Annotated in this window: 21 protein-coding genes; 12 read left to right on the top strand and 9 right to left on the bottom strand. The window is 71.1% G+C overall.

The window, feature by feature from the left end:
* Nucleotides 1-50 precede the first annotated feature (50 nt).
* Nucleotides 51-1094 carry a LacI family DNA-binding transcriptional regulator gene (locus tag IE262_RS15470; protein ID WP_189874205.1) on the top strand — a complete coding sequence of 348 codons (1044 nt, stop codon included), beginning with the start codon at nt 51-53 and terminating at the stop codon, nt 1092-1094.
* A 76-nt stretch (nt 1095-1170) separates the two neighbouring features.
* Here the strand turns inward: IE262_RS15470 and IE262_RS15475 are convergent, their stop codons facing one another.
* The gene (locus IE262_RS15475; protein WP_189874207.1) at nt 1171-1959 is read right to left on the bottom strand and encodes a VOC family protein; all 789 of its coding nucleotides are present in this window, start codon (nt 1957-1959) and stop codon (nt 1171-1173) included.
* A gap of 316 nt (nt 1960-2275) precedes the next feature.
* Here IE262_RS15475 and IE262_RS15480 point away from each other — a divergent pair, with 316 nt between their 5' ends.
* Complete coding sequence (locus IE262_RS15480) at nt 2276-2524, top strand: WhiB family transcriptional regulator (RefSeq protein ID WP_166681653.1); 249 nt, start codon at nt 2276-2278, stop codon at nt 2522-2524.
* 157 nt (nt 2525-2681) lie between these two features.
* Here IE262_RS15480 and IE262_RS15485 read toward each other — a convergent pair whose 3' ends face one another.
* From IE262_RS15485 to IE262_RS15500, 4 genes are all read right to left on the bottom strand, one after another.
* Nucleotides 2682-3656 carry an acyl-ACP desaturase gene (locus tag IE262_RS15485; RefSeq protein WP_134037011.1) on the bottom strand — a complete coding sequence of 325 codons (975 nt, stop codon included), beginning with the start codon at nt 3654-3656 and terminating at the stop codon, nt 2682-2684.
* A 231-nt stretch (nt 3657-3887) separates the two neighbouring features.
* On the bottom strand, nt 3888-4664 hold the full coding sequence (gene ddaH, locus IE262_RS15490) for a dimethylargininase (RefSeq protein WP_189874209.1): 777 nt from the start codon (nt 4662-4664) through the stop codon (nt 3888-3890).
* A 141-nt stretch (nt 4665-4805) separates the two neighbouring features.
* Nucleotides 4806-7064: an ATP-binding cassette domain-containing protein gene (locus IE262_RS15495; protein ID WP_189874211.1), complete on the bottom strand. Its 2259-nt coding sequence runs from the start codon at nt 7062-7064 to the stop codon at nt 4806-4808.
* Nucleotides 7065-7074: 10 nt separating this feature from the next.
* A complete protein-coding gene (locus IE262_RS15500; protein ID WP_189874213.1) occupies nt 7075-8700 on the bottom strand; it encodes an ABC-F family ATP-binding cassette domain-containing protein in 1626 nt (541 codons plus the stop codon).
* 315 nt (nt 8701-9015) lie between these two features.
* Between IE262_RS15500 and IE262_RS15505 the strand changes: the two genes are divergently transcribed.
* The gene (locus IE262_RS15505) at nt 9016-9678 is read left to right on the top strand and encodes a GOLPH3/VPS74 family protein (protein ID WP_189874215.1); all 663 of its coding nucleotides are present in this window, start codon (nt 9016-9018) and stop codon (nt 9676-9678) included.
* 56 nt (nt 9679-9734) lie between these two features.
* Here IE262_RS15505 and ssgD read toward each other — a convergent pair whose 3' ends face one another.
* Nucleotides 9735-10151, bottom strand: coding sequence for a spore wall synthesis regulator SsgD (ssgD, locus tag IE262_RS15510; protein ID WP_134037026.1), 417 nt, complete (start codon nt 10149-10151; stop codon nt 9735-9737).
* Between the two features lie 294 nt (nt 10152-10445).
* On the opposite strand from ssgD, the gene IE262_RS15515 reads away from it, so the two are divergent.
* The 4 genes from IE262_RS15515 to mmpA all read left to right on the top strand — a co-directional run bounded on the left by IE262_RS15515 (nt 10446) and on the right by mmpA (nt 12995).
* Nucleotides 10446-11537 carry a WD40/YVTN/BNR-like repeat-containing protein gene (locus IE262_RS15515; protein WP_189874217.1) on the top strand — a complete coding sequence of 364 codons (1092 nt, stop codon included), beginning with the start codon at nt 10446-10448 and terminating at the stop codon, nt 11535-11537.
* 145 nt (nt 11538-11682) lie between these two features.
* Nucleotides 11683-12009, top strand: coding sequence for a plasmid stabilization protein (locus IE262_RS15520; protein WP_134037032.1), 327 nt, complete (start codon nt 11683-11685; stop codon nt 12007-12009).
* A gap of 54 nt (nt 12010-12063) precedes the next feature.
* Complete coding sequence (locus tag IE262_RS15525) at nt 12064-12786, top strand: endonuclease V (RefSeq protein ID WP_134037036.1); 723 nt, start codon at nt 12064-12066, stop codon at nt 12784-12786.
* A 62-nt stretch (nt 12787-12848) separates the two neighbouring features.
* Nucleotides 12849-12995, top strand: coding sequence for a morphogenic membrane protein MmpA (mmpA, locus tag IE262_RS15530; RefSeq protein ID WP_189874602.1), 147 nt, complete (start codon nt 12849-12851; stop codon nt 12993-12995).
* Nucleotides 12996-13026: 31 nt separating this feature from the next.
* On the opposite strand, the gene IE262_RS15535 is transcribed toward mmpA, so the two are convergent.
* Nucleotides 13027-14205: a saccharopine dehydrogenase family protein gene (locus IE262_RS15535; RefSeq protein WP_189874219.1), complete on the bottom strand. Its 1179-nt coding sequence runs from the start codon at nt 14203-14205 to the stop codon at nt 13027-13029.
* 221 nt (nt 14206-14426) lie between these two features.
* On the opposite strand from IE262_RS15535, the gene IE262_RS15540 reads away from it, so the two are divergent.
* The 3 genes from IE262_RS15540 to IE262_RS15550 all read left to right on the top strand — a co-directional run bounded on the left by IE262_RS15540 (nt 14427) and on the right by IE262_RS15550 (nt 19123).
* Nucleotides 14427-15563, top strand: coding sequence for a CaiB/BaiF CoA transferase family protein (locus IE262_RS15540; protein ID WP_189874220.1), 1137 nt, complete (start codon nt 14427-14429; stop codon nt 15561-15563).
* Between the two features lie 130 nt (nt 15564-15693).
* Entirely contained in the window at nt 15694-16908 is a 1215-nt protein-coding gene (locus IE262_RS15545; RefSeq protein ID WP_134037045.1) for an acetyl-CoA C-acetyltransferase, read from the top strand.
* A gap of 40 nt (nt 16909-16948) precedes the next feature.
* Nucleotides 16949-19123, top strand: coding sequence for a 3-hydroxyacyl-CoA dehydrogenase NAD-binding domain-containing protein (locus IE262_RS15550; protein WP_189874222.1), 2175 nt, complete (start codon nt 16949-16951; stop codon nt 19121-19123).
* 500 nt (nt 19124-19623) lie between these two features.
* Here the strand turns inward: IE262_RS15550 and IE262_RS15555 are convergent, their stop codons facing one another.
* Both IE262_RS15555 and IE262_RS15560 read right to left on the bottom strand, forming a co-directional pair.
* A complete protein-coding gene (locus IE262_RS15555; protein ID WP_134037051.1) occupies nt 19624-20319 on the bottom strand; it encodes a MerR family transcriptional regulator in 696 nt (231 codons plus the stop codon).
* Between the two features lie 118 nt (nt 20320-20437).
* Nucleotides 20438-21928 (bottom strand): M1 family metallopeptidase, encoded by a 1491-nt coding sequence (locus IE262_RS15560; protein ID WP_189874224.1) that lies wholly within the window; start codon nt 21926-21928, stop codon nt 20438-20440.
* Between the two features lie 225 nt (nt 21929-22153).
* On the opposite strand from IE262_RS15560, the gene IE262_RS15565 reads away from it, so the two are divergent.
* Complete coding sequence (locus IE262_RS15565) at nt 22154-24130, top strand: Xaa-Pro dipeptidyl-peptidase (protein WP_189874226.1); 1977 nt, start codon at nt 22154-22156, stop codon at nt 24128-24130.
* A gap of 29 nt (nt 24131-24159) precedes the next feature.
* Nucleotides 24160-25422: a M14 family metallopeptidase gene (locus tag IE262_RS15570; protein WP_189874563.1), complete on the top strand. Its 1263-nt coding sequence runs from the start codon at nt 24160-24162 to the stop codon at nt 25420-25422.
* The last annotated feature ends 77 nt before the right edge of the window (nt 25423-25499 follow it).

The following is a 25499-nucleotide window of genomic DNA, read 5'->3' on the forward strand; positions in this document are numbered from 1 at the left end:
CGCCTCCAGGGCTATCCTGACGGGCAGCCGCTCTGGAGGAGAGTCCCTAAGTGTCCGAGGAAACGTCGCGTCCCACGCTGGAGGCCGTGGCAGCGCGGGCGGGGGTGTCGCGGGCGACCGTGTCACGGGTCGTCAACGGGGGCACGGGCGTGCGGGAACCGCTCGTCGAGCGGGTACGCAGAGCCGTCGAGGAACTCGGGTACGTGCCGAACCAGGCGGCCCGGAGCCTGGTCACCCGACGGCACGACGCCGTCGCCGTCGTGATCGCCGAGCCCGAGACCAGGGTCTTCGCCGACCCCTTCTTCGCCCTCCAACTGCGCGGCATCGGCAAGGAGCTGACCGCGCACGACTCCCAGCTCGTCCTGCTGCTCACCGAAGGGCGCGACGATCACGTACGCGTCGGACGGTACCTCGCCGGCGGACATGTCGACGGCGCGCTCGTCTTCTCGCTTCACCTCGACGATCCGCTGCCCGGACTGATCCACGGGGCAGGTGTGCCGACCGTGTTCGGCGGGCGGCCCGGCTGGGGCGACGGCGTGCCCGACGTCGTGTACGTGGACAGCGACAACCGCGGGGGTGCGCGGGACGCCGTTCGGTATCTCGTCGGGCTCGGCCGCACCCGTATCGGGCACATCACCGGTCCCCTCGACCAGACCTCCGCCGTCGACCGGCTCCAGGGGTTCCGCGATGTCATGGTGGACGCCGGTCCGCGGATGGTCGGCGAGGGCGACTTCACGCCCGCGGGCGGCGAGAGCGCCATGCGGGAACTCCTGGACCGCTGCCCCGACCTGGACGCCGTCTTCGCCGCCAACGACCTCTCCGCCTCGGGCGCCCTGCGTGCGCTGCGGGAGAGCGGACGCCGAGTCCCCGACGACGTCGCCGTGGTCGGCTTCGACGACATGCTGCCGGTCGCCGAACAGACCGACCCTCCTCTCACGACGATCCGCCAGGACATCGAGGAGATGGGCCGGTTGATGGCACGCCTGCTGCTGGGCGGGCTGGAGCCCCGAGGAGCGGGGGCCGGGCGAGAGGCCGCGAACGCGCCCTCCAGCGTCGTCCTGCCGACCACGCTGGTGCGACGCGCCTCCGCCTGAGCGCTCCGCCGGAATCATGGCGATGAACAGCAGCCCGGGGCAGCCCCCGGTGGTGGACCCGTGATCCCTGCTGGTCTCAGCTCTGCTGCGGCACGCTCTTGATCACCGCGAACCGCGCTCCGTAGGGGTCGGTGAACTCGGCGATGCGGCCGACGCCCTGCAAGTCGGTCGCGGGGAGGCGGACCGTGCCGCCCAGCTCCTGCGCCCTGGCGGCCGTGGCGTCCGTGTCCGGGACCTCGAAGTACGGCAACCAGGCCCCGGTCTCCGTCCTGGCCGGCGCGTCCTCCAGCGGGACGATGCCGCCGAACATGGCATCCATCTCGGTGCCCGCCGGGTGGACCGTGGTGTACATGCCCCCGGGGAACGCGACGGCCGAGGTCTCCCAGCCGAGCACGGCGTGGTAGAATCCGGCGGCCGCGGGAAGGTCCGGGGTATACAGCTCCAGCCAACACAGCGAGCCCTGGTCCCGCACGATGTCGAGGCCCTTGGTGGCCGCGGGCTGCCAGACGCCGAAGCGCACGCCCGCCCGGTCGGCGAAGAGGGCCGTGCGGCCCTGGCCCAGCACGTCCATGGGCTGCGCGAGCACCGTGCCGTGCGCCTGCTCGACCGCCGTCGCCGTGGCGTCCGCGTCCGGCGTCTGGAAGTACACCGTCCAGGACGGCGGCCCCTGCTCCGGGGTGGTTCGCATCCCGCCCGCCGCGGTCTTCCCGTCGAGCTGGAAGAAGCCGTAGCCGCCGGTCTCGGGCGGGCCCGGCTGGAACTGCCAGCCGAAGAGTCCGCCGTAGAAGGACGAGGCGCCGTCGAGGTCGGGGGCGCCGAGGTCGAGCCAGTTCGGGGCGCCGGTGACATAGCGCGTGGTGATCATGTACGCACTCCTTCGAGGGGCCCATTGCCTGCACTGACGAGTCTCGCACCGCCCACTGACAACCGCCGCCGGGACGCTGCCGCTGCGACCTGCACCCAGTGACATTCGGTCAGTGACATGGGGTAATCGGACGGGGAGCGACCCGTGTACGAGCGACCCGCGCGCCGCCGTGCGTCCGCCTGGCCCGCGGGTCCATCATCGGGTGTCCGCAGCGGTACCACCGGACCGGCCGTGCACCGTGGACATCCCGCCCGGCCCGGGTGTCGTTGATCCTGCGTTGATCGAACGTTTTTCACCGCGCGACACCATCTCGACCATGCACACCGACACACCCACCCCGCCGGACCTGGCCTGGCAGGAGCAGGCGCTGTGCGCACAGACGGGGGCCGACTTCTTCTTTCCCGAGCCGGGCAGCTCGGTACGGGAGGCGAAGCTGATCTGCGGCATGTGCGAGACGCGCACCGCCTGCCTGGAGTTCGCGCTGGCCAACGACGAGCGCTTCGGCGTCTGGGGCGGCCTCTCCGAGCGGGAACGACTCCACCTCAAGCGCACGGATCCACGCTGACGACCGTCACCGGCACCCCCCCCTGTCACCCGCACGTCACCGTGAACCGCCGTCCCCCGCACGCGGCACATGCGCCGACCCCGGATCGGCTCACGGAACGCGGATGCCCCGCCTCGGCCGAGGCGGGGCATCCGCGGAGGTCATGCGTGTACTGCCGTCAGGCTCCGGCGCGTGCCGCCATCCGGGCCTTGCGCGCCGCGAGCTTCTCGTCGAACTTCAGGGCCTCCGCGTCCAGTCCGCCCATGTAGAGCCCCAGCTCCTCCTGCGCCTGGCGGCCCTCGGGGCCCAGCCCGTCGATCTCCATGATCTTCAGGAAGCGCAGCACCGGCTGGAGCACGTCGTCGTGGTGGATCCGCAGGTTGTAGACCTCGCCGATGGCCATCTGGGCGGCGGCGCGCTCGAAGCCGGGGATGCCGTGGCCGGGCATGCGGAAGTTGACGACGACGTCGCGGACCGCCTGCATCGTCAGGTCGGGCGCGAGCTCGAACGCCGCCTTCAGCAGGTTCCGGTAGAACACCATGTGCAGGTTCTCGTCCGTCGCGATGCGCGTCAGCATGCGGTCGCAGATCGGGTCGCCGGACTGGTGGCCCGTGTTGCGGTGCGAGATACGGGTGGCCAGCTCCTGGAAGGCGACGTACGCGACCGAGTGCAGCATCGAGTGCCTGTTGTCCGACTCGAAGCCCTCGCTCATGTGGGCCATGCGGAACTCTTCGAGCTTGTCCGGGTCGACCGCGCGCGACGCGAGCAGGTAGTCGCGCATCACGATGCCGTGCCGGCCCTCCTCGGCGGTCCAGCGGTGCACCCAGGTGCCCCAGGCGCCGTCACGGCCGAACAGCGTGGCGATCTCGTGGTGGTAGCTGGGCAGGTTGTCCTCGGTGAGCAGGTTCACCACCAGCGCGATACGGCCGATCTCGGTGACCTTGGACTGCTCTTTCTCCCAGGCCTCGCCGTCCTCGAAGAAGCCCGGGAAGTTCCGGGCGTCGCTCCACGGCACGTACTCGTGCGGCATCCAGTCCTTGGCGACCGTCAGATGCCGGTTGAGCTCCTTCTCGACCACTTCCTCCAGGGCGTACAGCAGTCGTGCGTCGGTCCAGGTGGACGAGCTGCCAAGGTGGGGGGAAGTGATCGACACGGTGGCTCCAGGGGGACGAGAAAACGTGCGTGGTCACGAGCGAGTGACCCAACCTACGGAATCGTAGGCTACGAACCCGTAGGTTACGAAGCCGTAGGTTAAGTGTGCTGTAAAGACCCCTGTTCAGCGGGTGTTCCCGCAGTGTCCCGGGGTGTTCACCGGGCATGTCGTCGACCTCGCGAACCCACAGACCCGCAGGTCCAGGGGCCGGGAGGCGATGTGCCCGCCTGGTCAGGCGTACAGCTCCCGCAGCCGCACCGAGAGGCACGTCACACAGCCTTCGAGCTTCTCGAACTCGCTGATGTCCACGACGACGGGCTCGTACCCGAGGTCCTCGTACAGGGCGGCGGTCTTCGGAGCGCTCGCCGCCATGAGCAGCTTGTCACCGCCGAGCAGCACCACATGGGCGCCGGACTCCTCCGGCACGTGCAGGAAGCTCGGGAACAGCGTGAGGGAGTCCATCTTCGGGATGTGCCCGACGACCGTGCCGTCGGGCAGCGCGGTCACCGCCGACTTCAGGTGCAGCACCTTGTTCACGGGTACGGCCACCACCCGCGCCCCGAGCGGCTCGAACGCGGCTCTGAGCTGCTGTACCCCGGCCGCGTTGGTGCGTCCGCCGCGGCCCACGAACACCGTGTCGCCGATCTTCAGGACGTCACCGCCGTCGAGGGTGCCCGGCGCCCAGATCCAGTTCACCGAGCAGCCGAGTGCGGCCACCGCCTCCTCGACACCGGCGGTCTCGCCGCGCCGCGACTCGGCTCCGGGCCGGGCGATGAGCGCGACGTTGCGGAACATCACGACCGTGTCCTCGACGAACACCGAGTCGGGGCAGTCGTCGGCGGGCTCCACCTCGACGGTCTCCCAGCCGTGCGTGCGCAGTGCCTCCGTGTACGCCTCCCACTGGTCGACCGCGAGACCGACATCGACCTTCGCACGTTCGATGTGGGTGACCAGGCCCTCGGCCAGTCTGGGGCTGGGGCGGCGGACGAGGGCCTTCTTGCTGGGCACGGCGGATCTCCGTCTCGGGCGTTCTCGGGCAGGGCGTTCTTGGGGGTGAGGCCCATCGGGATGCCGGACCATGATGCAGCCCTTGCCCACGCGAACAAAACCCCTGAGTAACAAGCGGGTGACCGCCGAGGTGACCGGCACTCAGGCGGTGGCCTGCCGCAGATGTTCCGCCGTGTACGAGTCCCGTGCGCCCAGCAGCTGTTCCGGCGTCCCTTCGAACATCACCCGGCCGCCGTCCCTGCCTCCGCCGGGTCCCAGATCCACGATCCAGTCGGCGTGCGCCACCACCTCCAGGTTGTGCTCGACGACCACGACCGTGTTGCCTCCGTCGACCAGCCGGTCGAGCAGCGCGAGCAGACCCTCGACATCCGCCATGTGCAGCCCGGTCGTCGGTTCGTCGAGGACGTACACCGCCCCCCTCATGTGCAGCCGGGTCGCGAGCTTGATGCGCTGCCGTTCGCCGCCGGACAGCGTGGACAGCGGCTGCCCGAGGGTGAGGTACGTCAGCCCCACGTCCCGCAGGGCGCGGAGGCGTCGCCGTGCGCCCGGTTCGGTGAAGAAGCCCAGCGCCTGATCGGCCGTCATGTCCAGGACGTCGGCGATGGAGCGGCCGTCCACCGTCAGCCGCAGCACCTCCTCCCGGAAGCGCCGTCCCTCGCAGTCGTGGCACGTCGTGGTCACCGGGTCCATGAACGCCAGATCGGTGTGGATGATCCCGCGCCCCTGGCAGGTCCCGCACGCGCCCGACGAGTTGAAGCTGAACAGTCCGGCGTCGGTGCCCGTCTCCCGGGCGAAGACCTTCCGCACGGTGTCCATGACGCCGATGTACGTCGCCGGAGTCGACCGCCCCGAGATGCCGACCGCCGACTGGTCGACGACCACGGCCCGCGGGTGCGCCGCCACGAACGCGCCGGACACCAGAGAGCTCTTCCCCGACCCCGCGACCCCGGTGACCACCGTGAGTACCCCGGTCGGGAACTCCACGGTCACATCCCGCAGGTTGTGCAGATCCGTGCCCTTCACCCACAGCCCGCCGGCCGGACGCCGAGGCTGCGCCTTGACCGCCGTCCGGCGGCGCAGGCACCGTCCGGTCGGGGTGTCCGCGGCGGCCAGCTCCTTCGGCGTGCCCTCGAAGACGACCAGCCCGCCGTCGGCGCCCGCGCCCGGGCCCATGTCCACGACGTGGTCGGCGAGCGCGATGACGTCCCGGTCGTGCTCGACGACCAGCACGGTGTTCCCCTTGTCCCGCAACCGCAGCAGCAGATCGCCGAGGCGGCCCACGTCCCGCGGGTGCAGGCCGACGCTCGGTTCGTCGAAGATGTACGTCATCCCTGTCAGGCTCGACCCCAGGTGCCGTACTGTCTTCAGCCGCTGTCCCTCCCCGCCGGACAGCGTGGACGTCTCGCGGTCGAGGCTGAGGTAGCCGAGGCCGATGGCGTCGATCCGCTCCAGCGCGGTGACGGCGGCCGAGGCGATGGGACGGGCCTGCGGGCCGTCGATCTCGTTGAGGACGCCGATGAGGTCGGTGACCTGCATACGGGCGTAGTCGGCGATGGACAGGCCGCCCACCCGCGTGGCGAGCGCCGCCGCGTTGAGGCGGGCGCCGTGGCACACCGGGCAGGTGTCCTCGACGAGGAAACGCCGCACGAGGTCGCGGGTCTTCTGGCTCATGCCCGACAGGTCCCGTTTGAGGTACAGCCGCTCGAAACGGTCGGCGAGCCCCTCGTAGTCGGTGCTCCAGGTGCCGCCCGAGCCGGTGACCTCGACCTTGCTCCCGGGCGCGCCGCGCATCAGGAACTCCCACTCGGCGTCGGTGAACTCACCGACCGGTTTGTGCGGGTCGAGCTCGGGGGTGTTCGTGTAGGTCTGCCCCTGCCAGGTGCCCGCGGCGAACGGCGGGAAGACGATCGCGCCGTCCGCCAGCGACCGGCCCGGGTCGAGCAGGCGGTCCCAGTCGGGGCCGACGGCCCGCCCCAGCCCGTCACATCCGGGGCACATGCCGGACGGGTCGTTGAAGGAGTACGCGGACGCCGGGCCCGCGCTGGGCGCGCCGTGCCGGGAGAACAGCACCCGGAGCACCGACTGGATGTCGGTCATGGTGCCGACCGTGGACCGGGAGTGGCCCCCGACCGGCCGCTGGTCGACCACGATGGCGGGGGAGAGATCCTCGATGGCGTCGGCGTGCGGCCGTTCGTACTTGGGCAGCCTGTTGCGCACGAACCAGGTGAACGTCTCATTCAGCTGACGCTGCGACTCCACCGCGATCGTGTCGAAGACGACGGACGACTTCCCCGACCCCGACAGGCCGGTGAACACGGTCAGCCGGCCTTTCGGGATGCGGAGGGTGACGTCCTTGAGGTTGTTCTCCCGGGCTCCGGTAACGGTGATGTATTCGGGCATGCACCCGAAGCTAGGCGGGATACCCGACAGCTTCTGGCGTGATTTCCCTCAGTTCTCCCTCCTCCATCAGCAGCCGGCGGGTGATCCCGATCGACTCCAGGAACGGCAGGTCGTGACTGGCCACGATCAGCGCGCCCTCGTACGACTCCAGGGCCGTGGTGAGCTGCCGTACGCTCGCCATGTCCAGGTTGTTCGTCGGCTCGTCGAGCATCAGCAGCTGAGGCGCGGGCTCCGCCAGCATCAGCGCGGCCAGCGCCGCCCTGAAGCGTTCGCCGCCGGAGAGCGTCGCCGTCGGCTGGTCGGCGCGCGCCCCCTTGAACAGGAAGCGGGCCAGGCGCGCCCGGATCCGGTTGTTGGTGGCACTCGGGGCGAACCGGGCCACGTTCTCCACGACCGTCAGGCCGTCGTCGAGCACATCGAGCCGCTGCGGCAGGAAGCGCAGCGGGACGTGCGCCGTCGCCTCGCCCGCCACCGGCTCCAGCTCGCCCGCGATCGTGCGCAGCAGCGTGGTCTTGCCCGCGCCGTTGCGCCCGATCAGGGCGATCCGCTCGGGCCCGCGCAGATCGAGGCCGCCGCGCACACGCGCGCCGTACCTCAACTCCAGGTCCAGGAGCGTGAGGACCGTACGGCCCGGGGGCACCGCCGTGTACGGCAGGTCGACGCGGATCTCGTCGTCGTCCCGTACGGCCTCCACCGCCTCGTCGAGCCGCTCCTTGGCGTCGGCGAGCCGTTCCTCGTGCAGGAGGCGGTGCTTGCCGGCGGAGACCTGGGCCGAGCGCTTCTTCAGCTTCATCACGGCCCGGGGCTCGCGCTTGTTCTCGTACATCTTGTTGGCGTAGCGCGTCCGCTTGGCCAACTTCGAGTGTGCCTCGCCCAGTTCCCGCTTCTGCTTCTTCAGATCGGCCTCGGCGACCCGCACCATGCGTTCCGCCGCGTCCTGCTCGGCGGCCAGCGCCTCCTCGTACGCGGAGTAGTTGCCGCCGTACCAGGTCACCTCACCGGAGCGCAGGTCGGCGATCTGGTCGACGAGTTCGAGGAGTTCGCGGTCGTGGCTGACCACGACCATGACCCCGGACCAGGACGCCACCGCCTCGTACAGGCGGCGGCGCGCGTACACGTCGAGGTTGTTGGTCGGCTCGTCCAGCAGGAGTACGTCCGGTCGGCGCAGCAGCAGCGCGGCCAGGCGCAGGAGCACCGACTCGCCGCCCGAGACCTCGCCGATCGTGCGGTCCAGGTCGATGTGGCCGAGCCCGAGTTCGCCGAGGGTGGCGAGCGCGCGCTCCTCCACGTCCCAGTCGTCGCCGACCGTCGCGAAGTGCTCCTCGGCCACGTCGCCCGCCTCGATGGCGTGCAGCGCGGCCCGGACGGCGGCGATGCCGAGGGCCTCGTCGACCCGTAGGCCGGTGTCGAGCGTGACGTTCTGCGGCAGGTAGCCGACCTCGCCGGCCACGCGGACCGTGCCCTCGGCCGGGGTGAGCTCCCCGGCGATCAGCCTCAGCAGGGTTGACTTCCCTGATCCGTTGACGCCGACGAGCCCGCTCCGGCCGGGGCCGAAGGAGATCTGCAGGTCGTCGAAGACGGGGGTGCCGTCGGGCCAGGCGAAGGAGAGAGCGGTGCAGGTGATGGAAGCGGACATGGCGGCCTCACGGTTGCTGGGAGTGGTCGGGGCGAACGCGTGAGAGACACCGCGAGGCGGGAGCGGACGGAGGGAGCACAGCGACCGCCAAGGCCACGGGGGCATGAGAAAAGCCCCGCGCCGGAGGACGGCTCGTACGCCGAGGTCGCACGCAACGCACACACGTGACGGTGTGTGACGCGGTGTCTCAGGACCTCAGACGAGCAACGTCCTTCTCCAATCGACGGCAACAGGACCGCGTACGACGCTACGGAGGAGGCCTGTGGGCTGTCAACGGATTAACGTGGAGCCCGGCCACCCCGAGGAGGACTCCCCGTGCCGAACGGCTCTCTGTCGCTGCCCGCCCGGCTCTACCTGCTGGCCTGGGACACCACGAGGACGGGGCTGCCCCGAGCGGCTCACCTCGGCCACCTGGTCCGCGCCGGTGCCCTCACCGAACTGGTCCAGCGCGGGCTGCTCACCGACGAGGACGGCATCGCCACACCCGTCGACCCCGACGCCCGCACGGGAGACCCGGTTCTCGACGGGCTCCTGGAACTCGTCGAGGAGTCCCAGCCACGCACCTGGAAGACCTGGGTCACACTGCGGGCCCGCGTCACCCTCGACGCCGTGCCGGCCCAGCTTGTCGCGGACGGCTGTCTGCGCGTGGTGAGGCAGCGGACGCTCGGTGTCTTCCCGATGGTGGAGTACGAGCTGGAGCGTGTGCCCCTGGTGGAAGGCCTGCACGAGGAGGCCCGGCGGATCCTGGAGGGCCCTCTCCCGGTGGCGGAAGTGCCCGAGCGCGACGCGGCCCTCGTCGCGCTCGCCGCCTCGGTCGGCCTGCGCACCCTGTTCAGCGGTGAGGGCCCCGACCGCCACAAGGAGCGGATCGAGGCCCTGACGGAGCGAGGCGGAGCGGCGGCCCCGGCCCTGCGGAAGGTCGTCCAGGAGGTGCGCACGGCGCTGCTCGTGACGACCACCCTCACCATCGTCACCTGAGGCCGGGCAAGAGACCGGTGGTGCCCAACGCCCCTCCGGGCGGCGGGCGTCGGTGCTCAGCAGGCGTCCCGCATCAGCTCCGCGAGGTCGTGGTCCAGGTCGATCTGGAGGTGTTCGAGACCGAGGGCCACCAGTTCGGTCGTACGGTCCAGGAAGCGCCGTACCTCGGCCGCCCGGAGGTGCACCACGGCCGTGCCCTCGGGGGCGTGGAACTCCATGACCAGCCGCTCGTAGCCGTACGGCCGCACCCGGACGTCGCCGTGGCCGACCGCCTCGTCCATGCCGGACACGAGCAGTTCACGGGCGAAGGTCCAGCAGACCTCCACGCCCTCCAGGGTGGCGGGGGCCGGGAAGGTCATGCTGACGGCGAAGGGGTCGCGCCGGTCGTAGTGGAGCGTGGCGGGAATGCTCGGCATCCGCGGCGCGGCGGCGACGAGACGGGCCTCAACGGGCTGCTCGATGATGGTGGACATCGCCTTGCTCCCTCGTGACGGCTGGACGGAATCCTGGTGGGTGTGGCCGGGCACTTGAAGAGACGCTGGAATGAGCCAATCCGTGCCCATGAAATGCGAGTGACCTCTGTCACCGGGAAAATTCACCGCGGTGGCTCTGTGGTTTCTGCGTGACGTCTCTTGGTGATCCATTTCGCGTCCCGTGGTCCCTGGGCCCGTGATCCCGGACATCGGAGAGGACACTCGAACACGCCGCGCGGTTCCCGGCAGCAGGCATCTGGACGCCACTGGGACGGTGGGCTAGCTTCGCCCGCCATGGGACTGGTGAAATCGGCATCGGTGGGGGCGAGTTGGCGAGCACTCGTCGGACTGTGCGCGGCGGGACTCGTCGCCGCCCTGACGGCACCCGCGCAGGCCCACCCCGCGCCGCGGCCCCCGCACTGGGAGCTCAAGGACACGGGTACGGCCGACGTCCGCTTCCGCGGCCTCGCGGCCGTCAGCCGCGACGCCGCATGGCTGGCCGGGACCGAGGGCACCGTGCTGCGCACCACCGACGGCGGCGTGAGCTGGCGGAACGTCTCGCCGCCCGGAGCGGGGGAGTTGCAGTTCCGCGACATCGAGGCGTTCGACACGCGCCGGGCCGTGGTGCTGGCCATCGGCGAGGGCGAGGCCTCCAGGGTGCTGCGTACCGAGGACGGCGGTGCCACCTGGACGGAGTCCTTCCGCAACACCGACCCGAAGGCCTTCTACGACTGCCTCACCTTCTTCGACCGGCAGCACGGGCTGGCCATGAGCGACCCGGTGGACGGCAGGTTCCGCATCCTCTCGACACGGGACGGCGGCCGCTCCTGGACGGTCCTGCCCAGCGCGGGCATGCCCCCGGCCCTGGAGGGCGAGGCGGGCTTCGCGGCGAGCGGCCAGTGCCTGGTCAGCTCCGGGCCGAGGGACGTGTGGCTGGCCACGGGCGGGGCCGCACGCGCGCGTGTGCTGCACTCCTCCGACCGGGGGCTGACCTGGACGGCCGCCGACACCCCGATCCCGGCGGGCGATCCGGCCCGCGGTGTCTTCGCGCTCGCCTTCCGCGACCGTGCGCACGGCATCGCGGTCGGCGGCGACTACCGCCCCGACCAGACGTCACCCCGAGCGGCGGCCCGCACCGGCGACGGCGGCCGCGGCTGGACCCCGGCCGCCCAGCCGCCGCCCGCCTACCGCTCCGGCGTCACCTGGCTCCCGCACAGCGGCAGCACGGCGCTCGCCGTCGGCCCCACCGGCACCGACCTGACCACGAACGGCGGACGCACCTGGCGGACGGTGGACACCGGTTCGTACGACACCGTGGACTGCGCCCCCGATCAGGCCTGCTGGGCCGCGGGCGAACAGGGCCGCGTGGCACGCCTGGAGCGCTGACCCGGACCGGGGCGGGTAACCGCACGCCTCCGCACGCATCCGCATGCTCCTGACGCGTGGGTGTCCTGAAAAACCTGACTCGCCGGCGTGCTGAAGAACTGTGCGGTGAAAAAGGGGTACCCGGCCCGTGACGGAAGGAGCGATCATGCCACGCGGTTCGAGTCCCAAGAGAGAACGACAGTACGAGCACATCAAGGAGAGCGCCCAGGACCGGGGCGAGAGCAAGAAGCGCGCCGAGGAGATCGCCGCGCGGACCGTGAACAAGGGGCGCGCACGGTCAGGCGAGTCCAGGACCGCGAGCCGCGTCTCCACCCGGGACATGTCCTCCGGCAGGCGCGGCGGGCAGCGTTCGGGCCGGGGCGCGCAGGGGCCCACCTATGACCAGCTGTACGAGGAGGCCAAGCGCCGCAACATCCGGGGCCGCTCCGACATGAACAAGAGCGAGCTGCGGCAGGCCCTGGGCAAGAAGTGACCGGAAAGGCCCCGGCCGTGCCCGCAGGGCCGGGCGCCGTAGGCTCGCACCATCATGACGACCGTGCGCATCCCGGCGGGCTGGCCCGCCACCGAAGAGCAGGCCCGTGCCGTGCAGGACGAGTTGCGGAGCAGGGTGGTGCTCGACGAGGACGGGCCGGGGCCCGGCACCGGCCATGTGACCGGTGTCGACGTCGCCTACGACGACGAGCGGGACGTCGTCGCGGCGGCGGCCGTGGTGCTGGACGCCGCGACCCTCGACGTGGTCGCCGAGGCAACCGCCGTCGGGCGGGTCTCCTTCCCGTACGTGCCCGGCCTGCTCGCCTTCCGGGAGATCCCCACCGTCCTCGCCGCCCTGGACGCGCTGCCCTGCGCACCGGGGCTCGTCGTGTGCGACGGGTACGGTCTCGCCCACCCACGCCGCTTCGGCCTCGCCAGCCACCTCGGCGTCCTCTCCGGGCACCCCACGATCGGCGTCGCCAAGAACCCGTTCACCTTCACGTACGACGAACCCGGTCCCGCGCGCGGGAACACCTCCCCGCTCCTGGCGGGCACCGAGGAGGTGGGCCGCGCCCTGCGCACCCGTGACGGCGTCAAGCCGGTGTTCGTCTCGGTCGGCCATCGGGTGAGCCTCGACACCGCGTGCGCCCACACGCTCGCACTCACCCCCGAGTACCGCGTCCCGGAGTCCACCAGGCGGGCGGACTCCCTGTGCCGACAAGCCCTCAAGGAGGCACTGTCCCCAGGGGAGACCGGAGTGTCCGACTACCGTGTCTGAGTATCCGATCTGAGTATCTGTACGGATGTGGGGGCGCCGTCATGATCGACAGGCTGTGCTCCATGACGACGCAGCACACCGCCAAGCCGGCCGCCAGCCCCACCCAGCCCATCGAGCGCGCCGTGATGACGAGCCTGGTCCTCGCCGTGATCGCCGGACTCGCCTGGATCGGCTGCATGCTCTACACGGTCACCGGCTGGTCCTTCTGAACCGGTCGGGCGCGGGCAGGTGCCCTGGCCTCTACCGGCCGGCCGCCACCCGGAAGGTGATGCCTGCCCGGCGCAACCGCCCGATCAGCGCGTCGCCCATCGCGACCGCCGGGGTGACCTGCCCGGCCGTGTCCGGCAGCTCGTCGAGGGCGAGGCTCAGCGCCGACTCGGCGAGGATCTTCGCCGTCTCGTCGTAGCCGGGGTCACCACCCGCGACCTCCGTGAACACCCGGCGCCCACCGCCCTCGCCCACGAACCGCACCGAGAACCAGCTCTTCGCCCGCTTCTCGGCGCTCGGTCCCTCTCCGGGCCTGAGCCGCTCCGACAACCAGCGTCGCGCGGGCGGCAGCTGGGCGGCCGCGACCACCGCGCCGGCGGCGGCGACACCCCCGAGGGCGTACGGCAGGCTCCGTACGGCCGCGTAGTTGCGGTAGCGGAAGTCGGGCCCGTACCGCCGCAGCGCCCGCGCCGAGCGCTGCACCACCTGCCCGTCGATCGTGGGCAGCGGCACCGCCCACGCTCCGACCTCCTTGGCGAACCGCGGCGCACCCAGCGGCGCGTGCGCCCGCCGTCCGGGCGTACGCGGCTCGTGCCGCCGCCGGTCCCGCGCCGCGGCCAGCAGCTGCCGCCCGCGCGAGACCTGGTTCAGCGCGGAGGCGAACGTACCGCCCGAGGCCATCGCGTCGAAGCGCACGAACCCGTCCACCGTGATCGGCACGCCCTCCGGGAGCTGCGCCACGGTGAAGTACGCCCCCAGGTCGTGCGGTACCGAGTCGAAACCGCAGCCGTGCACGAGCCGCGCACCGGTCTCCCGCGCGCGTGCGTCGTGCCGCACGTACATCAGGTCCACGAACTCGGGCTCCCCGCTGAGGTCCACGTAGTCCGTGCCGGTATCGGCGCAGGCTGCCACCAGTTCCTCGCCGTAGCTCAGATAGGGGCCGACCGTCGTCGCCACCACGCGCGCGTGCCCGGCGAGTTCGCGCAGCGACTGCGGATCCCCGGCGTCCGCCCGCAGTACCCCGATCGTGGAGCCGCCGGGCAGGCGCTCACGCAGCCGCTCCAGCTTCCCGGCATCGCGCCCCGCGACCGCCCACCGCACTCCCTCCGGCGCATGGGCGGCGAGGTACTCCGCCGTGAGCTCCCCGACGAATCCGGTCGCCCCGAAGAGCACGACGTCGTACGCGCGATCCACCCTGCCCCGCCTGCCCATGGCACCCCTCAGCCCTCGCCCCCGCGCCGTTGTCGGTGGCTGAGGCTAGCGTGAGGTACGAGCAGCCGCAGCCGAAAGATCGGGAGCCGACGGTGTGATCATGCCCATGTCCGCGCTCCAGGCAATCGACTAAGCGCTTGCTCGCCCAGGGCTTGTGCCCACTGGAACACGTTCCTAGCATCACTGGTGTTACATCGGCAGTGTCACGCTCAGGGGGCCGGATGGCAGACGCAGGGACGCCCGGACAGGGCCCGCTCGTCGGTGTGCGCGTGGTCGAGCTCGCCGGCATCGGGCCCGGCCCCTTCGCCGCCATGCTCCTCGCCGACCTCGGGGCCGACGTGGTCCGCGTGGACCGTCCCGACGGCACCGGACTCGCCATCGACCCCGAGTACGACATCACGAACCGCAACAAGCGGTCGGTGATCGTCGACCTCAAGAGCGAGGACGGCCCGGACCTCGTCCTCGACCTGGTCGACCGCGCGGACATCCTCATCGAGGGCTACCGCCCCGGCGTCGCCGAGCGCCTCGGCGTCGGCCCCGAGACCTGCCACGCCCGCAACCCGCGGCTCGTCTACGGCCGTATGACCGGCTGGGGCCAGCAGGGCCCGCTCGCCGGGCGCGCCGGGCACGACATCGCGTACCTCGCGCCGACCGGCACCCTCGGCATGATCGGCAGCCCGGACGAGCCGCCCGCCGTCCCGGCCAACCTCGTCGGCGACTACGCGGGCGGCTCGCTCTACCTCGTCGTCGGTGTGCTCGCCGCCCTCCACCACGCGCGCGCCACCGGCACCGGACAGGTCGTGGACGCGGCGATCGTCGACGGCGCAGCGCACCTGGCCACGATGATCCACGGCATGCTCGCCGCCGGCCGCTGGCAGGACCGGCGCGCGGCCAACCTCCTCGACGGGGGCTGCCCCTTCTACGGGACGTACGAGACGGCCGACGGCGGGTACATGGCCGTGGGCGCGCTGGAGCAGCAGTTCTACGAGGAGTTCGTGGACCTGCTCGGCATCAGGGACCGGGCTCCGGCCCGCAAGGACGTGGCACGCTGGGGCGAACTGCGCGAGATGGTCGCGGCCCGCTTCAAGGCCCGTACACGCGACGAGTGGACGGCTGTCTTCGAGGGCTCCGACGCCTGCGTGGCCCCGGTCCTGTCACTGCGCGAGGCGCCCCACCACCCGCACCTCGCCGCACGCGGTACCTTCACCGACTTCGGCGGCATCACCCAGCCCGCCCCCGCACCCCGCTTCTCCGCGACCCGCACCTCCCTGCGCAGCGGCCCCGCCCAGCCGGGCGCCGACACCGCGGCCGTGGCCCGGGACTGGGACATACCCGGTCTGCTGAAGGACGACGGCTGACACCCGATCGGGCGAGCTGTCACCCGTACGGACGACGGCTGACACCCGTACGGCTATGGCTGACACCTGTTCCGCCCGCCTCCACGCCGCCCCGGTTTCCTGACCCCTTGCCACCCGAAAGGCCTGACTCGTGAGCACCGAAGCGTACGTGTACGAAGCGATCCGCACCCCGCGCGGCCGCGGCAAGGCGAACGGCGCCCTGCACGGCACCAAACCCATCGACCTGGTGACCGGGCTGATCCATGAGATCCGGCGGCGCTTCCCGGAACTCGACCCGGCCGCGATCGACGACATCGTGCTCGGTGTCGTGGGACCCGTCGGCGACCAGGGCTCCGACATCGCCCGCATCGCCGCGGTCGCCGCGGGGCTGCCGGACACGGTGGCCGGCGTCCAGGAGAACCGCTTCTGTGCCTCGGGGCTCGAAGCCGTCAACACGGCCGCCGCGAAGGTGCGTTCCGGCTGGGAGGACCTGGTGCTCGCGGGCGGTGTCGAGTCGATGTCGCGGGTGCCGATGGCCTCCGACGGGGGCGCCTGGTTCAACGACCCGATGACCAACATGGCCGTCAACTTCGTACCGCAGGGCATCGGCGCGGACCTCATCGCCACGATCGAGGGCTTCTCACGACGGGACGTCGACGAGTACGCGGCGCTGTCGCAGGAGCGGGCGGCGGCCGCATGGAAGGACGGCCGGTTCGACCGGTCCGTGGTCCCGGTCACCGACCGCAGCGGGCTCACGATCCTCGACCACGACGAGCACATGCGGCCCGGCACCACCGCCGACGCGCTCGCCAAGCTGAAGCCGTCCTTCGCGGACATCGGGGACCTCGGCGGCTTCGACGCGGTGGCGCTGCAGAAGTACCACTGGGTCGAGGAGATCGACCACGTCCATCACGCGGGCAACTCGTCCGGCATCGTGGACGGCGCGGCGCTCGTCGCGATCGGCTCCCGCGAGGTCGGCGAGCGCTACGGCCTGACACCCCGCGCGCGGATCGTGTCCGCGGCCGTCTCCGGCTCCGAGCCCACGATCATGCTGACCGGTCCGGCGCCCGCCACCCGCAAGGCCCTCGCGAAGGCCGGACTGACCATCGACGACATCGACCTCGTCGAGATCAACGAGGCCTTCGCGGCCGTGGTGCTGCGCTTCGTGAAGGACATGGCGATCCCACTGGACAAGGTCAACGTCAACGGGGGCGCCATCGCACTGGGGCATCCGCTGGGAGCGACGGGGGCGATGATCCTGGGCACCCTGGTGGACGAACTGGAGCGGCAGGACAAGCGCTACGGCCTGGCCACGCTGTGCGTCGGCGGCGGCATGGGCATCGCCACGATCATCGAGCGCCTGTAACCCACCGGCGGACCGACCCGACTGCAACGGAGAACCTGCCATGAACGAGAGCACCACCATCCGCTGGGAACAGGACCACACCGGAGTCGTCACCCTCGTCCTCGACGACCCCCACCAGTCCGCCAACACCATGAACCAGGCGTTCAGGGCCTCCATCAAGGCGATCGCCGACCGCGCGGAGGCGGAGAAGGACTCGATCCGCGGGATCATCTACACGTCCGCGAAGAAGACGTTCTTCGCGGGCGGCGACCTGAAGGACATGATCCAGGCGGGCCCGGAACACGCCCAGCAGGTGTTCGACACCGGCACGGAGATCAAGAACTCCCTGCGCCGCATCGAAACGCTCGGCAAACCGGTCGTCGCGGCCATCAACGGCGCGGCCCTGGGAGGCGGCTACGAGATCGCGTTGGCCAGCCACCACCGCGTCGCCCTGGACGCCCCCGGCTCCAGGATCGGCCTCCCCGAGGTCACCCTCGGCCTCCTCCCGGCCGGCGGCGGCGTCACCCGCACCGTACGGCTGATGGGCATCGCGGACGCCCTCCTCAAGGTGCTTCTCCAGGGCACCCAGTACAGCCCGAAGCGCGCCCAGGCGGGCGGCCTCGTCCACGAAGTGGCCGCCACCCCCGAGGAGATGCTCGCCAGGGCCCGCGCCTTCATCGACGCGAACCCCGAGTCGCAGCAGCCCTGGGACAAGCCGGGCTACAAGATCCCCGGCGGCACCCCGGCCAACCCGAAGTTCGCGGCGAACCTGCCCGCGTTCCCCGCCAACCTCAAGAAGCAGCTGAACGGCGCGCCCTACCCTGCGCCGCGCAACATCCTCGCGGCCGCCGTCGAGGGCTCCCAGGTCGACTTCGAGACCGCGCTGACCATCGAGGCCCGCTACTTCACCGAACTGGTCACCGGGCAGACCGCGAAGAACATGATCCAGGCGTTCTTCTTCGACCTCCAGGCCGTCAACTCCGGTGCCAACCGCCCGCGGGGCATCGAGCCCCGCCAGGTCCGCAGGGTCGCCGTGCTCGGTGCCGGGATGATGGGCGCGGGCATCGCGTACTCGTGCGCCCGCGCGGGTATCGACGTCGTCCTCAAGGACGTGTCGGTGCAGGCCGCGGAGAAGGGCCGGAGCTATTCCGAGAAGCTCTGCGCCAAGGCGGTCTCCAGGGGCCGTACGACCCAGGAGAAGGCCGACGCCCTGCTCGCCCGCATCACGCCCACCGCCGATCCGGCCGACCTCGCGGGCTGTGACGCCGTCATCGAGGCGGTCTTCGAGGACCCGGCCCTCAAGCGCAAGGTGTTCCAGGAGATCGAGCCCATCGTGGCACCGGACGCCCTGCTCTGCTCCAACACCTCCACGCTGCCGATCACCGCGCTCGCCGAGGGCGTGGAGCGGCAGGGCGATTTCATCGGACTGCACTTCTTCTCCCCGGTCGACAAGATGTCCCTCGTCGAGATCATCCGGGGGAAGCGGACCGGCGACGAGGCACTGGCCCGAGCCTTCGACCTCGTCCGGCAGATCAACAAGACGCCGATCGTCGTCAACGACTCGCGCGGCTTCTTCACCTCCCGGGTGATCGGCCACTTCATCAACGAGGGTGTCGCGATGGTGGGGGAGGGCATCGAGCCGGCGTCGATCGAGCAGGCGGCGGGCCAGGCGGGCTATCCGGCGAAAGTCCTCGCACTGATGGACGAGCTGACCCTCACGCTCCCGCGCAAGATCCGCAACGAGTCGAAGCGGGCCGTGGAGGAGGCGGGCGGCACCTGGACCGCCCATCCGGCCGAGGCGGTGATCGACCGCATGGTCGACGAGTTCGGACGCACCGGCCGCGGCGGCGGGGCGGGCTTCTACGACTACGGCCCGGACGGCGGGCGCGGCACGCTCTGGCCGGGCCTGCGTGAGCACTTCACCAAGCCGGGGTACGCGATCCCGTTCGAGGACATGCGGGAGCGCATGCTCTTCTCCGAGGCGCTGGACACCGTCCGGCTCCTGGAGGAGGGCGTCCTGACCTCCGTCGCCGACGCCAACATCGGTTCCCTCTTCGGCATCGGCTTCCCCGGCTGGACCGGTGGCGTCCTCCAGTACATCAACGGCTACGACGGGGGACTGCCCGGCTTCGTCGCCCGCGCGCGGGAGCTCGCCGACCGGTACGGAGAGCGGTTCACGCCGCCGGTGTTGCTGGTGGAGAAGGCGGAGAGGGGTGAGCGGTTCTCGGACGGGTAACGCGTCGGGGCGCGCGGGGTGGGGACTGTTCCTCGCCCCCGCCGCCCCTATCCGTCCCATCCCTGGGGGCTGCCGCCCCCAGACCCCCGCCTGTCGGCCTGAACGACCTCGTCCTCAAACGCCGGACGGGCTGAAAGAAAGCCCGGCCCGCAGCCGACAACGGCCTGGAACCCCGGCCCCCGGCCAACAAAACCACCCCCACCCGAACACCCAGCCCCCAGGAACGCCGAACCCCGCCCGAGCCTCCAGACCCGTCGGCGCATCCAGCCCTGCCCGCGCAACCCAGCCCCGGCACAACTCAGCCCCGCCCGCACGATCCAGCCCCTCCGGCGTTTGAGGAGCGGGGGTCCGGGGGCCGGCCCCCGAAACGGGGTCCGGGGCGGAGCCCCGAAGCCCTGGGGGTCCAGGGGACGTAGCCCCCTTGGCGGGGGCGAAGGGGGCAGCGCCCCTGGGGATGGGACGGGTAGGGGCGGCGGGGGCGAAGACACCCCCGCTCCGGCTCACGCCCTCTTGAGCCAGTCCCGAAGCTCCTCCTTCAACGACCGCTGAAACGTCGTCAGCAGCGCCTGCACCACCAGGGGCTGCATATGGGCCGACAGAGACTTCACGGCCTGCGGATCACGCTCCGCCACCGCGTCCCGCAACAGCCGCGACAACGCGTGGGCGGCGGCGCGCGAGTGCTCCAGGAGCACGGACCGGGCCGCCAGGATCGTCTCCTCCGACAGGGGAACGTCGAGGACCTGCACACCGATCCGGAGCAGACCGAGATCGACGCGGAACGAGCCGCCGTCCCGCTCGACGACGTTCATCGCCGTCAGCCGCTCCACGTCCTCCTCGCTCAGCGGCCGGCCCGCGCGCCGCTCCAGCTCCACCCGGCTCACCGTCTCCACCGCGTCCGGCGCCCAGGACGCCACCACCGCACGCTGGAGGGCCAGCTCGTGCGGGGTCAGGTCCGGCGGCAGCCGGCGCAGATAGCGCTCGATGGCGGCGAGCGTCATGCCCTGGCTCTGGAGTTCCTCGATCAGCGCGAGACGCGCGAGATGTTCCCGGCCGTAATGACCCACCCGGCGCGGACCGATCACCGGCGGCGGCAGCAGACCCTTGGTGCTGTAGAACCGGACCGTTCGCACCGTGACCCCCGCCCGCGCGGCCAGCTCGTCGACGGTGAGGGTCGGCTCCCCGGTCTCGGTCGTCATGTACGCCAGTATCGCTGTGTCACCGGCGCTGTGACACCTCTCGTGCCTCGTCGGGGCCACTGCCGCGGTCCCAGCGGTCTGAAGACGGCCGGCAGTGGCCCCGCACACCACACTCGGCTCAGTGAGCGTGCACAGAATTCGTCGCCGTGATCTTCTTCCAGGACGTCGGTGCCGTGACCCCCGAGCTCCGCGAGGCGACGCCCGCGCCGCGCGCCGCAGGCGCCCCCGGCTTCGACGGCTTGAACAGCCATGTGTCGAACAGACCCGCCAGCGACCGCCCGGACACCTGCTCGGCATACTCCTGGAAGTCCCCGACCGTCGCGTTGCCGTAGGCGTACTTCGCCGGCCACCCCTTGAGGATCGTGAAGAACGCCCTGTCACCGACCTCGTTCCGCAGGACCTGGAGTGCCAGCGCGCCCCGGTCGTACACGGCGATGTCGAACAGGTCCTCCGGCCCCGGGTCACCGGGCCTGACCTTCCAGAAAGGATCGTCGGCTGCGTGTGACGCGTACACGTGGTCCGCGAGCTCCTGTGCCGTCCCCTCGCCCTCGTGCTCGGACCACAGCCACTGCGCGTAACGGGCGAAGCCCTCGTTGATCCAGATGTCCTTCCACCCGGCGACGGACACGAGGTCGCCGTACCACTGGTGGGCCAGCTCGTGGACGACCACGGAGACGTTTGAGCCGCCCGCGAACTGCCGGGGGCTGTAGAACGGCCGGGTCTGCGTCTCCAGCGCGTACCCGGTGCGCACGTTGGGCACATAGCCGCCGAGCGCGTTGTAGGGGTAGGGCCCGAAGTACCCGGTGAGCCATTCGGCGACCTCACCCGTGCGCTCGACGCTCGCGCGGGCCGCGCCGGCGTTGTCACCCAGGTCCTTGCTGTACGCGTTGATGACCGGAATACCGCTCTCGGTGCGCCCGGTCGTGATGTCGAATCTCCCGACCGCAAGCGTGGCGAGATACGTGGCCTGCGGCTTGTCGGACCGCCAGGTGTAGCGGGTCCACCCGGCGCGTGAACTCGTCGACCTGAGCGTGCCGTTGGAGATCGCCTGGGTGCCGTCGGGCACGGCGACCGACACGTCGTAGGTGGCCTTGTCGAGCGGGTGGTCGTTGCTGGGGAACCACCACCAGGCCGCCTCGGGCTCGTTCGCGGCGACCCCGCCGTCCGGAGTGCGGTGCCAGTTGGTGAAGCCGTACGCCTGCTTCGACGACGGCACGCCGCGGTAGCGCACGACGATCGTGACGGGCGTGCCCTTGGCCAGGGGCGTCTTCGGGGTGATCTCCAGCTCGTGTTCGCCGGACGTGGCGAAGGATGCCTTCGCGCCGTCGACGCGCACCTCGCTGACGTCCAGCAGGAAGTCGAGGTGGAAGCGGGACAGGTCCTGCGTGGTCCGCGCGAGGAGAGTCGCCGTGCCCTCCAGCGCGTCCGTGACGGGCTGGTACTTGAGCCGGAGGGTGTAGTGCGAGACGTCGTATCCGCCGTTGCCGTAGGACGGGTAGTAGGGGTCACCGATGCCCGGCGCACCGGGCTTGTAGTCGGCCGCCGATGCCGGGACCGTCAGCAGCAGGGAGACGGCGAGCGCACCCGGTGCGATCAGTCTGCGGTGCACGTGGGACTCCAGGTCGTAGGGTCACGAAGTCTGTCCGGAGCCTATGCATCCCGGTGGGGCAGGGGATGTCCAGCTCCCCGGCTGTCACTCGATCGCCATGTGCCCGACATGAGCAACTTCCTGGGGCCCACCTTCCAAGCCACCACTGGGTGAAACCCATCTGAGACCTCATCAGCCCGTTGAGGCCCTCTTTTGCACAGGAGTTGACCGCAGTACCGTCCGCGCATGTCCCCACCTGCGCGCCGCAGGCGCTTCACGATCTGGAGATCGCTCGCGACGGCGGCCACGGCCGCCCTGATGGCCACCTTCCTGACCCCGGCGGTGGCGAGCAGCGCACCCGCACCGAAGGTGAGCGAGCCCGTTTACTCGTACGAGAACGCCATCCGCGAGTCCGTATGGGTGGACATCGGACTCGACGGCGACAGCGACGGCAGGCCGGACCGTGTCGCCGTCGACATCGTCCGGCCCCGTGAGCTCGCCGGGCAGGGCCGCAAGATACCCGTGATCATGGATGCCAGCCCGTACTACTCGTGCTGCGGACGCGGCAACGACAGCCAGCGCAAGACGTACGACGCGAACGGCAACGTCGTCCAGATGCCGCTCTTCTACGACAACTACTTCGTGCCGCGCGGCTACGCCTTCGTGGGCGTCGACCTCGCCGGCACCAACCGCTCCGACGGCTGCGTGGACGTGGGCGGCCCCTCCGACATCCGGTCCGCGAAGGCCGTCGTCGACTGGCTGAACGGCCGTGCCGAGGGCTACACGACCCGCACCGGCACCGCCCGTGCCGAGGCGACCTGGACCAACGGCAGGACCGGCATGATCGGCAAGAGCTACGACGGCACCATCGCCAACGGAGTTGCCGCCACCGGTGTCGAGGGCTTGGAGACCATCGTCCCGATCAGCGCCATCTCCTCCTGGTACGACTACTACTTCGCCAAGGGCGCCCCGCTCTACGACTCCGGCCCGGACTGGCTGTCCAACGCCGTCGAGAGCCCCGACGCCCGCGCCCGGTGCGCGGCGGTCCAGCAAAAGCTCGTCGACGGAGCGCCGCGCACCGGGGACCGGACCCCGCTGTGGACCGAGCGCGACTACGTCAAGGACGCCAAGAAGGTGAAGGCCAGCGTCTTCGTCGTGCACGGCCAACAGGACCTCAACGTCCGGCCGGGGCACTTCGGCCAGTGGTGGGACGCCCTCGCGAAGAACGGCGTCGAGCGCAAGATCTGGATCTCGCAGACCGGGCACGTCGACCCGTTCGACTTCCGGCGGGCCGCATGGGTGGACACCCTGCACCGGTGGTTCGACCACGAACTCCTCGGCTATGACAACGGCATCGACGACGAGCCCATGGCCGACATCGAGCGGCACCCCGACACATGGGTGACATCGAGCGTATGGCCGCCCCCGAGCACCGAGGCCGTGAACCTGCGCCCCGACCGGGGCGCCCAGACCGGTGTCGGCGCCCTCGGCCTGAGCCGCGGATCGGGCACCGAGACCTTCACCGACGACCCGCGGCAGAGTGAGACCGACTGGGCGGCCCGGATCGACCAGCCGACCCCCGACAAGGCCGGATTCGTGACCAGGCCGCTCACCAAGGCGCTGCGGCTGTCCGGCTCCTCCCAGGTGACCGTCACCGCCACGCCCACGACCTCCACCGCCCACCTCTCGGCGGTCCTCGTGGACCTGGGACCGGACACCATCCGCGACTACGCCGATGCCGCCGAGGGCATCACCACGCTCACCGAGCGCACCTGCTGGGGTTCGAGCACCACGGGAGACAGCTCCTGCTTCAGGGAGACGCGGGCCAAGTCGGCCGACGTCGACTACACGGTCTTCAGCCGCGGCTGGGCCGACCTCGGCAACCATGTCTCGGACCAGAAGGGCGCCCCGCTGACTCCGGGCAAGCCGTACACGATCACGCTCGACCTGCACGCCGGAGACCACGTGGTCCCCAAGGGCCACCGCCTCGCGCTCATCGTCGCGGGCACCGACAGGGGCCTGATCGACCCCCCGTCGTCCACACCCACGCTGACGCTCGACCTGTCACGCACCTCCGCGCGCGTGCCGCTGCTCGGTGGCGCCGACGCGTTCGCGGACGCGACGAAGGGGGCCACCGCCACGGACCACGCCCCTGCGGACACATCCGTTCTGAACGGTGTCCGTGACCCGCACACCGCCCACCGCATCCCGGGAGCCGCATGAAAGCCCGTCTCCACCCCCGTACCGCCACGATGATCGCCGCGGCCCTGACCACCGCCCTGGCCGCACCCCTGCTGTCCACCCCGGCGTCCGCGGCCCCGGCCACGGACGCCCCACTGCGCACCGGGTTCGAACAGACGGGCGGCGCCCGCTGGACCAGCCAGCCGGAGGAGCAGGAGTTCCTGGCCGCCGTCGACCGGGCCGGCGACGACGTGTCGATCACCCGCATCGGCACCACCAAGCAGGACCGGCCGCTCCAACTCGTCCGCATCGGGACACGCCCCACGACCCGCACCGTGCTCCTGATCTGCAGCCAGCACGGCGACGAGCCCTCCGGGCGCGAGGCCTGCCTCTCCACGGTCCGCGACCTCGCGTACGCGAAGGACAAGGCGACCAAGGACTTCCTGAAACGCACCACCGTGCTCGTCGTGCCCACCGCCAACCCGGACGGCCGGGCCGCCGACACGCGCGGCAACAGCGACGGCGTCGACATCAACCGCGACCACCTGTCGCTGAAGACGGCAGAGGCGCGGGCGATGGCCGCCGTCATCCGCGACCGCACACCGGACATCGTCTACGACCTGCACGAGTACGGCGCCACACCCCAGTTCTACGACAAGGACCTCTTCGACCTCTGGCCGCGCAACCTCAACACCGACGGGACCGTGCACGAGGAGGCCGAGACCCTGTCACAGGCCTACGTGCGGCCCGCCGCACAGGCCGCCGGGTACACGACCGGCACATATGGCATATGGACCGACCCCACCAGCGGCGACCCGGTCAAACAGGTCGCCGGTGACGGACAGGAACGCATCCTGCGCAACATGTCCGGCGTCAAACACGCGGTCGGACTGCTCATCGAGAGCCGTGTGGAACCCCTGACGGACGGGACGGCGGAGCCCGCCAACAACCGGCGCCGGGTGAACTCCCAGCTGTCGGCCCTGAAGGGCCTGTTCGGCTTCGCGGGGGAGCGCGGCGGGCAGGTCGACGCGGCGACCGCGGCGGCCCGTGTCGCCGGCTACCGGGACAGCGGCCCGGTCTACGTCGGCGGCGCCGACAACGACCCGGCCGAGCCGGCCGAGGTGATCCAGGACCCGCCCTGCGGCTACCGGCTCACCGACGCCCAGTACACGGAGGTGAAGGACGAACTCGCCCTGCACGGCGTGCGGGTGCGCCACGACGGCGACGGCACCCTCGTACCCCTGCGGCAGTCGCTGCGCGCACTCGTCCCGCTGCTGCTGGACGAGCGGGCGCCGTACCGGCTGACGGTCGGGGAGCCCGAGACGGACTGCTGAAAAGAACGGACTGCTGAAAAGACGGGAACCGTGTCACATGCCGGAGCCGGTTCCGGGCAGGAGTAGCCCATTCCAGC

Source organism: Streptomyces bluensis (assembly GCF_014650715.1).
In the GTDB taxonomy this organism is placed as follows: Bacteria; Actinomycetota; Actinomycetes; order Streptomycetales; family Streptomycetaceae; genus Streptomyces; species Streptomyces bluensis.